Below are 13,105 nucleotides of genomic sequence, written 5' to 3' on the forward strand. Positions count from 1 at the left end.
CCGTGCTCTTTTTGAATAAAAAGAGTTTACGATTTTGTTTAGGTTAATGCCATTAATGCTGTTACACACCTATTTGTTATTTAGTTTCTGAAACAACTCGTTCGATATGTATAATTAAGTAAATCATCTCATCATCACTAACTGATAAGCCATATTGTTTACTCAACATCTCTCGAATCATTAAGCCACACGCGTAGCTTTTTGGATATTGTTCTTGAATAATTTGGTATAACTTTTCATTTGATTCTGTTGCTAAATCCTGATTATGTAATTGTCGATTCATGAAGTAGCGAATATGTGTGACAAATCTCGAATAATTCATACTCTCCTTATTTAAAGAAACATCAAACAAAGACTGAATCGTTTTTACCATACTTTTAGTAATTTCTGTAATGAGCATTGTTTCATCCATCGATTCCATTCCGTCTTGTGCATTAACAAAATGGAGGGCGATAAACGCTGCTTCCATTTCAGGAAGTTGAATATCTAAGTTTTCTTCAATAATTTTTAACGCCTTTTTTCCAACTCGTGATTCATTAAAATAAAGAAATGGAATTTCCCATTGAAGCGTACTGCTTGGTAGTTCTCCACCTTCATTTTGCCGATTAATTGAGTTTTGAATATGATCTGCTAAAGAGATTAACAAACTTGGGTTTAATTTTTTATCTAAAAATTTTTCACCTGCATCAACTATAATCTCTGTAACGGATAAAACATCTGCTGAAATATTTTCCATAATAGCTGAAATATTTTGATGCTCTTTTGCATGAAATATCTTCGTTACTAAAATGGTATCAATGACGTCCCCCTTTTTCTTTTTAAAACCAATTCCCTTACCAAATAATACATATTCTTCTTGTTGTTCATCATGGGCTAATACTAAATTATTATTTAATGATTTCACCGTAGAATAAATAGGACCACTCCCCATTATAAAGAAAAAAACACCAAACTAAAGCAGGTCTAAAAATAGACTACTAAAGACTTGGTGGTGCCTGATCGTATCAGTAACACTCCTCGTGTTTTATGTAAACAAAGAATATCACCCTTAGAAAGCGTTGTCAAGCATTAAAATTAAAAAAGCGGTGTTAAATACCACATAATCATCGATTCACTTCCAGAAACACAGTACTGAATAGCGATAGACTCTCTAAAACTTCCTGAAACAAATAAATCAATTGCGCTCATCCCAATTGTTCCTAAAGTCGATTTACCATAAACATCCACCATAGCATAGTCACTAGCTTGGTAACGATAAGGTGTCCCACTACCATCAACTACAGTCACAACTGCTCCCATAGCTAAATTATCTGACATAAATCCCATTATACCAGGATTATGACCACCAAAATAAGTGGTTTGATTATCATGAGGATTAAAACTAGAAATAGTTGTCACAATATTACCGCCATCAATATAAGACTGAATAACATCTAAATCTTTTTCACTTCCCAATGATAAAAATGATTGAAATATACCATTGATACCAATTGTATTAGGTGTATAACTAACAGCAACTTCCTCTTTAACATCTGGCTCTACAGCTTTTTCTTCAACGGCTATCGTTGTTGTTTCTTCAATAGATGGTTCTGTTTGTTTGTCTACTTTGATAGGTTCTGTTGTTATATTTTCTACTGTTGTTGATGTTTCTTCTAATTCGACTAATTCAGAAGAAGCCGTCTCTTCAGTTTTTTTCTTTTCTTTTTTACTACTAGATAGTTCTTTAATACCTTCTGACACAGTTACTTTGCTAGTTGTTGTTTCTTCCGTTTTTACAGCTACTTCTTTTTTACCAGCTGAGGCCTGCGAAAAAATTTGCCATCCGAAAAAAAGACAACCAATACTAACAAGTGAGCTAATTACTACAAAATATGTTTTTTTATTTCTTCCCATTGTCATTCCCCTATTCCCTAATAGTTTCCCCTATTGAACTATATCGGCTATTATTAGAGAATAATTAAATAACAAAAAAGAGTAGAGAAATGAATCTATCATTTCTCTACTCTTAGTTTCTTTAAATTTTAAAGGTTTGGTGCTTTTCCTAATTCTGCACTCAACATCCAGATTGTTTTTTCGATATCAGCTTTCATACCAATAAAAATATCTTGTGACACATGATCATTTTCTTCTTCAGTCACTTCAATTCCTTTAGCACATAACTCTCTTAAATAGCGATATCCTTCTAATAAGTTATTTAAGTGATCATCCATTGTTTTTTCATAACTACCAGGTTGATCTTTAATTTTTGTATGTTCAGCAAATTCTTTTAAGGTTGAATAAGGGCTACCCCCAATTGTAATCAATCGTTCTGCAACTACATCTAAATGGTCATTGATGCCATCCATAAATTCATCCATTTTAGGGTGTAAAGTTAAGAAACTTTTTCCTCTCATATACCAATGGGCTTGGTGGATAACAACTGAAAATTGACTCAAATCTGCAACTGCTTGGTTAAGTACTTCTTGTGTTTTTACATTACTCATAATTAGAACTCTCCTTCTCAATTGATACTCTTAGTGTAACACTACTTGCAAAAAGTTTAAAATGAAATGAATCACAATTTTGATTTAGCATTATTTATTGAGCTCTCAAGCATTGTATTCATCTCTTTTTCATAATTACTTTTGTTATTATAACCAGAAATAAAGGCTAAAAGGATCAACTCTAACTTATCATCTTGGCCTTCTACAATTTGCCACTGTTTCTTTACCTTTTCAAATTTAATCGTTACTTCTGTTGATTTTTTACTCTCTTTTCCCTTACTCAATGCATCTGAAAAAGAATGTAAAATCATTTGCTTAGATGTCGAAGCTTTCATATCTGTTTCTTTCATCAATTCTCCTAAGACACCATCTAATGTTTGTTCAACCAAATGAGGGTAGTCAAACCCTTTTATTTGATAAGTTACCTCAATTTGATTTTTCTTTCCTTCTTTAACTTTATACTTATAGCTACTCGTTTCTCTTACTTTTTTCATTAACCCATCTGAAATTTGTTTCTTTTCTTTTTCAGATAAGGGCCCCGTGATTGGATCAAATACACCTGAAAAAGTATCTTCTACACCAGTTGTCATTATTGTTAGTTGTTTACTTAAAATATCACCTTCTACGAAGTTTTCTTTAAATTTTTCAGTTTCCTTATGATAAATGAAATCTTCTATAAAAACTTTAGAAACTTCTTTTTCGTCCAACCCTTTATTAGAACATCCACTAAAAATAAATATTCCAATAAAAAAACAAAGCAACACTATTTTATTTTTCTTCATTTCATACTATTCTCCTAAAATTAATCAAATACAATATACCATATAATATTGAAAATATTATGATTTTTTAAAGAAAGTACTCTTTTTTTCGTATTTATATATGAGAGAGGTGATTATTAAATGTACCTTATTTTTATCATAGGAGTTTTAACAGGATCTTTTTTAGCTGTTATAGCTAAGCGCGTTCCCTTAAATAATTATCATATAACTAGTCGCTCCCAATGTGAAACCTGTCATACCACGCTGAAAACAATTGATTTAATTCCTTTTTATAATTTATTATTCCATCAAAATAAATGTCGTTACTGCCAAAAAAGAATTCCAATTTATCATAGTCTTTTTGAACTAATAACTGCATTTCTTTTTTTATTATTTTACGAACACTTTTCATTTACAATTGATACTATTTATTTACTTATCTTATGGCTCATGGCTCTAACTCTAAGCTTAACTGATTTATTTTATTACTTAGTTGAACCCAAAATACTTTACCCTTTCAGTCTGCTAGCTGGAAGTTTCTACTTTTTTACTCATAATCTGCAACTTAATTTGCTCATTGCTCCTATTTTTTTATCATTAATTTTTTTATTACTCACAACCATTGTTCCAAACAGTATCGGCGGCGGAGACATTAAATTACTAATTATCTGGTCATTCTTTTTAAGTAGCCATCAAGTACTATGGCTCATATTCATCGCTTCCTTACTGGGGATTCTTTTTATCATTCTTATGAATGTTATAGCAAGAAAACAAATAAACAAATTACCATTTGTCCCATTCTTAAGCATTGGATTAGTTGTTGTTACTCTTTTTATCAAATAAAAAAAGTTGAGATTAGGATAAACCCAATCTCAACTTTTTATTATTTAGTCATTTGATTTTAATGCATCAGCTGCTGCCATTTGGGCTTCAATGTCACTAATACTATAAACATTTTCGCTAGCAACGCCCACTTCTTTTGGTTCCATGTTACGGTATTTAGCCATACCAGTACCAGCTGGAATGATTTTACCAATAATAACATTTTCTTTAAGTCCAAGTAAGTGGTCTTTCTTACCGCGGATTGCTGCATCAGTTAACACACGAGTTGTTTCCTGGAATGAAGCTGCAGATAAGAAACTGTTTGTTTCAAGAGACGCTTTTGTAATACCTAGTAACACTGGACGACCTGTTGCAGGTGTACCACCAGCTACTAAAGTATTGTAGTTACGTTCTTTAAACTCACTAATATCAAGTAATGTACCTGGTAAGATGTCAGAATCACCTGGATCCATAACACGAACTTTACGTAACATTTGACGAACCATAACCTCAACGTGTTTATCGCCAATTTCTACCCCTTGCATACGGTAAACTTTTTGTACCTCTTTAAGTAAGTAGTTTTCAACAGTCAACACATCTGTAACAGTTAATAATTGTTTTGGTTCAATAGAACCTTCTGTCAACGCAAATCCACGTTTGATTGTATCACCTTCAGCTACTTTCATACGAGCTGTGTAAGGAACACTGTAAGTTCTTGTATCAGTTTTACCTTTAACAATAACTTCTTTCGTACGATCAGCTGGATCTTCTGTAATTTCAATAACTTCACCAGACACTTCTGAGATAACCGCAACCCCTTTAGGATTACGAGCTTCAAAGATTTCTTGGATACGAGGAAGACCTTGAGTGATATCATCTCCGGCAACCCCACCCGTATGGAAAGTACGCATTGTTAACTGAGTACCAGGCTCTCCGATTGATTGAGCGGCAATTGTACCAACTGCTTCTCCTACTTCAACCTCAGATCCTGTTGCTAAGTTACGTCCGTAACAGTGTTTACACACACCATGTTTCGTGTTACATGTAAAGACTGAACGAATTGAAATTTCTTCAATACCTGCATCAATAATTTCTTTACAAATATCTTCAGTTATAATATCTCCGGCTTCAATAATTACTGCCCCTGTTTCAGGATGTTTCACTGCTTTACGAGTATAACGTCCTAACATACGTTCTTCAAGGGTTTCAATAATTTCGTTACCTTCTTTAATAGCTCTAATATCTAAACCACGGTCAGTTCCACAATCAGTTTCACGAATGATAACATCTTGAGCAACGTCTACTAAACGACGAGTTAAGTAACCTGAATCGGCAGTCTTAAGGGCCGTATCCGTCATACCTTTACGGGCACCGTGAGTAGAGATAAACATTTCTAAGACTGTTAATCCTTCACGGAAGTTAGATACGATCGGTAATTCCATGATTCGTCCGTTCGGTGCGGCCATAAGTCCACGCATACCAGCAAGCTGAGTAAAGTTGGAGATATTACCACGGGCACCAGAGTCTGACATCATGAAGATTGGGTTACGATCATCTAAACTTTCCATCAGTTTAACTTGGATAGCATCTTTTGTTGCATTCCAAATACCAATAACTCGCTCATAACGCTCATCATCAGTAATTAAACCACGACGGAATTGTTTTGTAACAGCATCTACTTGTTTATGGGCTTCTTCAATCATACCTTGTTTTTCATGTAAAACAACGATATCAGCAATCCCTACTGTCATACCAGCATAAGTAGAATGTTTGTAACCTAAGTCTTTCATTCTATCTAACATTTTAGAAGTTTCAGTAATCTTGAAGCGTTTGAAGACTTCCGCAATGATATTACCTAGATTTTTCTTCTTGAACGGTCCAATTTGTGGTTGTTCTTTAATGAATGCTGGAATATCAGTTCCTGCTTCTACGAAGTATTTATCTGGTGTTTGAACTGTTAAGTTATAATCAGTTGGTTCATTTAAATAAGGGAACTCTGGAGGCATAATTTCATTGAAAATAACCTTACCAGCAGTTGTAATTAAAATACGATCTTGTTGCCATTCAGTAAATGGTTTTTCAGGCATTGAGCTTGTTTGTAAACCAATACGAGAATGTAAATGAACGTAGCCATTTCTCCACGCTAAAACAACTTCATCTAAGTTTCTAAAGATCATACCTTCACCGATTTGTCCTGGTTCTTCCATTGTTAAATAGTAGTTACCAAGAACCATATCTTGAGAAGGAGTAACAACTGGTTTACCATCTTTAGGGTTCAAGATATTTTGAGCAGCTAACATCAATAGACGAGCTTCTGCTTGTGCTTCTTCACTTAAAGGAACGTGAACCGCCATTTGATCCCCATCAAAATCGGCATTGTAAGCCTCACAAACTAATGGGTGAAGACGAATCGCGCGACCTTCAACTAAAACTGGCTCAAATGCTTGGATACCAAGTCTATGTAGCGTCGGTGCTCTATTAAGTAATACAGGATGTTCTTTAATAACATCTTCTAATACATCCCAAACTGCGTCTTCTTGACGTTCAATTTGGCGTTTAGCATTTTTAATGTTACTTGCAATTTCACGTTTAACTAATTCATGCATAACGAATGGTTTGAATAATTCAATTGCCATTTCTTTTGGTAAACCACATTGGTACATTTTTAGGAATGGACCAACAACGATAACCGAACGACCTGAATAGTCAACACGTTTACCAAGTAAGTTTTGACGGAAACGACCTTGTTTACCTTTAAGCATGTGAGATAAAGATTTAAGTGGACGGTTACCTGGTCCAGTTACTGGACGGCCACGACGACCATTATCAATCAAAGCATCTACAGCTTCTTGTAACATACGTTTCTCATTTTGAACAATGATTCCCGGTGCATTTAAGTCTAATAATCGTTTCAAACGGTTATTACGGTTAATCACACGACGATATAAATCGTTCAAATCACTTGTTGCAAAACGTCCACCTTCTAATTGAACCATTGGACGTAAATCAGGAGGAATGATAGGAACAACATCCATTACCATCCAGCTTGGTTCATTTCCAGAAGTTCTGAAAGCTTCTAAAATATCTAAACGACGAATCGCACGTGTTCTTTTTTGTCCTTGAGCTGTTTTCAACTCTTCTTTTAATTCAACAACTTCTTTTTCCAAGTTAACATCTTCAAGAAGGCGTTTGATGGCTTCTGCCCCCATACCTGCTTGGAAACCTTGTCCATATTGTTGACGTTTTTCACGGTATTCACGTTCTGTTAATAATTGTTTTGTTTCTAAAGAAGTATCCCCTGCATCTGTTACTACGTATGATGCAAAATAAATAACTTCTTCTAAAGCACGTGGGCTCATGTCTAATACAAGACCCATACGACTTGGAATCCCTTTAAAGTACCAGATATGAGTAACTGGTGCTGCAAGTTCAATATGAGCCATACGCTCACGACGAACTTTCGAGCGAGTTACCTCAACGCCACATCGGTCACAAACGATTCCCTTATAACGAATACGTTTATATTTTCCACAAGCACATTCCCAGTCCTTAGTAGGACCGAAAATGCGTTCACAGAAAAGACCATCGCGTTCTGGTTTTAAAGTACGGTAGTTAATTGTCTCAGGTTTTTTTACCTCACCGTATGACCAGCTTCTTATTTTTTCAGAAGAAGCTAAGCCGATTTGCATACTTTCGAATTTATTTACATCGATCAAAAGATGTCCCTCCGTTTCTTTATCTATCAGAAATAACTATTGGTCAAGTTCTTACTATTCCTTGCCTTCTTGTGCATCTTTTAATGATTTTTCTGCTTGTTCTTTTTCAGCTTGCTCTTTAGCGTATTTAGCTAAAGCATCCACTGTAATCAAATCATCGTCCTCATCATCCATGTCACGTAATTCTAACTCTTCATCATTAATGTCAAGTACGCGCATATCTAAACCTAGTGCTTGTAACTCTTTAACAAGTACTCGGAATGATTCTGGAACACCTGGTTTTTGAATAGGTTCACCTTTAACAATTGATTCATAAGTTTTCACACGACCTACAACGTCATCTGACTTGTAAGTTAAGATTTCTTGTAATGTGTAAGCAGCACCGTAAGCTTCAAGTGCCCAAACCTCCATCTCACCAAAACGTTGTCCACCAAATTGAGCTTTACCTCCAAGTGGTTGTTGCGTTACTAATGAGTATGGTCCAATAGATCTAGCATGTAATTTATCATCAACCATGTGGGCTAATTTCAGCATGTACATAACACCAACAGAAATACGGTTATCAAATGGTTCACCTGTACGTCCGTCATAAAGAATTGTTTTAGCATCTTTAGCTAAGTTAGCTTCCTCAACAGTACTCCATACATCCTCTTCATTTGCCCCATCAAATACTGGTGTTGCTACATGAATATTCAATGAACGAGCTGCCATACCTAAATGTAGCTCAAGTACTTGTCCAATATTCATACGAGAAGGTACCCCTAATGGGTTTAACATGATATCAACTGGTGTACCGTCTGGTAAGAATGGCATATCTTCTTCTGGCATAATACGAGAAACTACCCCTTTATTACCATGACGACCGGCCATCTTGTCACCTTCATGAATTTTACGTTTTTGAACGATATAAACACGGACTAACATGTTAACACCAGGTGCTAACTCATCTCCTGCTTCACGAGTAAAGATTTTCACATCATGAACAATACCGCCACCACCATGTGGTACACGTAATGAAGTATCACGAACTTCACGCGCTTTTTCACCAAAGATAGCATGTAGTAAACGTTCTTCAGCTGATAATTCTGTTACCCCTTTAGGAGTTACTTTACCAACTAATAAATCACCATCTTTAACTTCAGCACCAATACGGATAATACCCATTTCGTCTAAATCTTTAAGAGCGTCATCTCCGACGTTAGGTAATTCGCGAGTGATTTCTTCAGGTCCTAATTTAGTATCACGAGCTTCTGATTCGTATTCTTCAATATGAATAGAAGTATAAACATCATCTTTAACAAGACGACGACTCATAATAATCGCATCTTCGTAGTTGTAACCTTCCCAAGTCATGAAGGCAACCAATACGTTTTGACCTAAAGCCATTTCGCCTTCTTCCATAGAAGAACCATCTGCTAATGTATCTCCTGCTTCAACAATTTCTCCCAACTTAACGATTGGACGTTGGTTGTAACTTGTACCAGCATTTGAACGATGGAATTTAATTACATTATATTTATCTAAAGCGCCATTGTTACGACGGATACGGATTTCTTTTGCATCCACATATTCAACAACACCATCATTTTTACATAAAAGAGCTGCACCAGAGTCATGAGCTGCTTTATATTCCATACCAGTACCCACGATTGGAGAACGAGGTTGGATTAAAGGAACTGCCTGACGCTGCATGTTCGCACCCATAAGTGCACGGTTAGAGTCATCGTTTTCCAAGAAAGGAATACATGCTGTCGCTACCGCAACTACTTGCTTAGGAGAAACGTCCATGTAGTCAACTTTTTCTGTTGAAACTTCTAAGTTTTCACTTTGAATACGAGCCATAACAAGTTCTTCAGCAAAAGTTCCATCTTCATTTAATGGAGAGTTCGCTTGAGCTACCATGTAATGGTCTTCCTCATCAGCTGTTAAATAATCAATATGAGCTGTTACTCTTCCAGATGAACGGTCTACACGACGATATGGTGTTTCGATAAAACCATATTTGTTCACTTTCGCATAACTAGACAAACTATTGATTAACCCGATATTTGGTCCCTCAGGCGTTTCAATCGGACACATACGACCATAATGTGAGTAGTGAACGTCACGTACTTCATAACCGGCACGGTCACGAGTCAAACCACCAGGCCCTAAGGCAGATAGACGACGTTTATGAGTTAACTCACTAAGTGGATTTGTTTGGTCCATGAATTGTGACAACTGAGAAGAACCAAAGAATTCTTTCATTGAAGCAACAACTGGACGAATATTAATTAATTGTTGTGGTGTTAACGTTTCAGTGTCTTGGATAGACATACGTTCACGAACCACACGTTCCATACGAGATAAACCAATACGGAATTGATTTTGTAATAACTCACCAACTGAACGAATACGACGATTTCCTAAATGGTCGATATCGTCTACTTGGCCAATGCCTTCTTGTAAATTCAAGAAGTAACTCATTGTTGCAATAATATCAGCAGGACGAACTGTCTTAACTTTATCGCCTAAGTTACCATTCCCAATCACGTTAACAACACGTTCAGGATCTTTTGGTGATAATACTTTAATAACTTGAACAGTCATTGGCTCAGTTACTACACCATCTTCACTTGGGTAATAAGTAACACTGTTAATACCATTATCTAAGTACTCTTCTAAGTTATCCATAACTTGACGAGAAATAACTGTTCCTTTTTCAGCAACAATTTCTCCTGTTTCAGGATCAACTAAAGTTTCTGCTAATGTTTGGTTTAACAGACGAGTTTTTAAGTTTAATTTTTTGTTAACTTTGTAACGACCCACTGAAGCTAAATCATAACGTTTTGGATCAAAGAAACGAGAGTTTAATAAGTTTCTTGAACTTTCCGCTGTTTTAGGTTCGCCTGGGCGAAGTCTTTCATAGACATCTTTTAAGGCTTCCTCTGTACGAGAGTCACCTGAGTTTTTATGGATATCTTTTTCAATAGTAGCTTGTAAGCTTTCACTTTCACCAAAGATTTCCATAATAGTTGAATCTGAGCCAAAACCTAAAGCACGTACTACAACAGTAAACGGAATCTTTCTTGTACGGTCAATACGAGCATATGATAAATTCTTAGCATCAGTTTCTAATTCTAGCCAAGCACCACGGTTTGGAATAACAGTTGTTCCAAATCCTTCTTGTCCATTCTTTTCAGTTTTTCCATTAAAGTAAACTCCGGGTGAACGAACCAACTGTGATACAACAACTCTTTCTGCACCATTAATGATAAATGTACCCATTTCAGTCATTAATGGGAAATCACCAAAGAATACTTCTTGTGATTTGATTTCTCCAGTTACTTGGTTGTCTAATCTTAATGTGACATGAATTGGCGCTGAATAGTTTGCATCATGCGCACGAGCTTCTTCAACTGTGTATTTCGGTTCTTTCATTTCATAATCTACAAATTCCAATGATAATTTATCGCTAAAATCTGTGATTGGTAAGATATCTTCAAACATTTCTCTTAAACCTTCATCTAAGAACCATTTGTAAGAATCTGTCTGAATTTCAATTAAGTTTGGCAGTTCCAATACTTCACTAATTCTTGAATAACTGCGTCTTTCTCGGTGTTTTCCGTATTTGACTACGTGTCCAACCAAATTAAGTCACCCCTTCTGAGTTTGCTTCAAAACAATCTTATATTACAAATGTTAAGTATTTGTTACAAAAACTGTAACAAACAGTTTTTAAGTAAAAAAAAACCAAAAATAGATGTAGAACATATCAGATATGGTCAGTCTATCTTTGTTTTTCCTTATAACTAAAGGAGTATGGACAATATTTCATACGCCTTTTCATTCATAAATATAAAACCTTCTGCAAATAATCATTTTAACGCCTCAGCGTCTTTTTGTCAACAACAAAAAAAGCCAGATCCCCACCTGGCTTCCTCCCCATTAATCCTTGTCCTCGTATCAACTCTCATTTCAACGTGACATATCATATAAAAAGCCCGACTTTCCATATGACAGGACTATAAGTTCCCGTTTCATGAGAAAAAGTAATAAATCTCCAAGTGGGCACTCTATCATTCCACATATTGAGAAGTTTCTGACAAAAAGAATTTATTCTAAAATCATCAAGTTGCTTAATTTTAAATACCGTCCCTTACAGATTCCCCTATCGATACTTAAAATAATCTAAAAAACTTTTTTTAAGAATAAGCTCTTTTCAAAAGAAGACCTTTTTTATCAAAAAAACAAAAAAGTAAATCACTTTTCAAACACAAAACACTAAATCGGAACTGCATAAATTATTATATTACATATTCTCACAAATAGTTGTCACAATTTTCCTATCAATAGGTAACATCTGAACATTGATATCTTTTAACAAACTTAGGCAATAGAGATAGAAGAGAACTTCACAATTTATTATTATTACTATAATAAAATAACAACAATTACTTTTCAATAGACTCCTTCATTAAACTGTTTTAACTTTTAAAAAGTTACAGATAATTTATAAAATGAATACGTTTTAAGTTTTTGTGATACTCTAATTGTGAAAACAAAAATGCACTACAAATATCTTATTGTTACTTTTTTCACAAAGTATTCTTTATATAAAACAAACCTATAATAAACAAAATATTTCTGTTAACTCTATTATAATGATTATAATAGCATGTTCTGTTGAAAGTCCAGTTATTGAGTTCCTATATAAAATAAAAAAGTAAGCGCATTAACGCCTACTTTTCGCTCACTATAATAAAATAGCCTTTTTCTTTTGCTACCACTTCTGCGTTACCAAAAATCTCTTCCATTTTTTTCTTTGCACTAGGAGCACCTTGTTTCTTTTGAATAACAATCGTTAGCGTTCCGCTTTTTACTAGTTTATCATAAGACTCTTCAATGATACCATGAACGACTGATTTTCCTGCCCTAATCGGTGGGTTACTGACAACTGCTGCAAAATCTGTTCTATCCACTTTTTCATAAATATTAGATGGGTAGATTGTCACATGTTTAATACCATTTAAATCAGCATTTTCTTTTGCCAATTCAACAGCTCGTTCATTAACATCTACCATTTCAACATGTCGACCAGTACTATGAGCTAAAGATAAGCCAATCGGACCGTAACCACAGCCAACATCTAAAATGTCACCTTCTGGTAAATTGGTATCGTCAAAAGCATCAATCAAGACTCTTGAACCAAAATCAACTGTGCCTTTTGAAAAAACATTACTGTCAGTGATAAATGTAAAGTTTTTTCCTCTTAAAGGAAATGTCCATTTTTTTCGGTCATGAGCAACTTCTGGCTGGTTCGTATAATAATGATTTCCCATTT

8 protein-coding genes are annotated in these 13,105 nt (G+C 34.9%); 1 reads left to right on the forward strand and 7 read right to left on the reverse strand.

Annotated features, from left to right (window positions below; all coding sequences use genetic code 11):
- Positions 1–76 precede the first annotated feature (76 nt).
- The 4 genes from H9L18_RS13405 to H9L18_RS13420 all read right to left on the reverse strand — a co-directional run bounded on the left by H9L18_RS13405 (position 77) and on the right by H9L18_RS13420 (position 3,265).
- Positions 77–931: a PRD domain-containing protein gene (locus H9L18_RS13405; RefSeq protein ID WP_126792879.1), complete on the reverse strand. Its 855-nt coding sequence runs from the start codon at positions 929–931 to the stop codon at positions 77–79.
- A 143-nt stretch (positions 932–1,074) separates the two neighbouring features.
- Positions 1,075–1,893 (reverse strand): hypothetical protein, encoded by an 819-nt coding sequence (locus tag H9L18_RS13410; protein ID WP_126792881.1) that lies wholly within the window; start codon positions 1,891–1,893, stop codon positions 1,075–1,077.
- Between the two features lie 128 nt (positions 1,894–2,021).
- A complete protein-coding gene (locus H9L18_RS13415; protein WP_126792883.1) occupies positions 2,022–2,483 on the reverse strand; it encodes a Dps family protein in 462 nt (153 codons plus the stop codon).
- A gap of 71 nt (positions 2,484–2,554) precedes the next feature.
- On the reverse strand, positions 2,555–3,265 hold the full coding sequence (locus tag H9L18_RS13420; RefSeq protein WP_126792885.1) for a DUF5105 domain-containing protein: 711 nt from the start codon (positions 3,263–3,265) through the stop codon (positions 2,555–2,557).
- A gap of 120 nt (positions 3,266–3,385) precedes the next feature.
- Between H9L18_RS13420 and H9L18_RS13425 the strand changes: the two genes are divergently transcribed.
- A complete protein-coding gene (locus H9L18_RS13425; protein ID WP_126792887.1) occupies positions 3,386–4,087 on the forward strand; it encodes a prepilin peptidase in 702 nt (233 codons plus the stop codon).
- Positions 4,088–4,131: 44 nt separating this feature from the next.
- Here the strand turns inward: H9L18_RS13425 and rpoC are convergent, their stop codons facing one another.
- From rpoC to H9L18_RS13440, 3 genes are all read right to left on the reverse strand, one after another.
- The gene (rpoC, locus tag H9L18_RS13430; RefSeq protein WP_126792889.1) at positions 4,132–7,782 is read right to left on the reverse strand and encodes a DNA-directed RNA polymerase subunit beta'; all 3,651 of its coding nucleotides are present in this window, start codon (positions 7,780–7,782) and stop codon (positions 4,132–4,134) included.
- Between the two features lie 54 nt (positions 7,783–7,836).
- Positions 7,837–11,412, reverse strand: a complete 3,576-nt coding sequence (gene rpoB / locus H9L18_RS13435) for a DNA-directed RNA polymerase subunit beta (RefSeq protein WP_126792891.1) — start codon at positions 11,410–11,412, stop codon at positions 7,837–7,839.
- Positions 11,413–12,503: 1,091 nt separating this feature from the next.
- Positions 12,504–13,103 carry a class I SAM-dependent methyltransferase gene (locus H9L18_RS13440; RefSeq protein ID WP_126792893.1) on the reverse strand — a complete coding sequence of 200 codons (600 nt, stop codon included), beginning with the start codon at positions 13,101–13,103 and terminating at the stop codon, positions 12,504–12,506.
- Positions 13,104–13,105: the final 2 nt, after the last annotated feature.

The organism is Vagococcus carniphilus (assembly GCF_014397115.1).
Classification (GTDB): Bacteria; Bacillota; Bacilli; order Lactobacillales; family Vagococcaceae; genus Vagococcus; species Vagococcus carniphilus.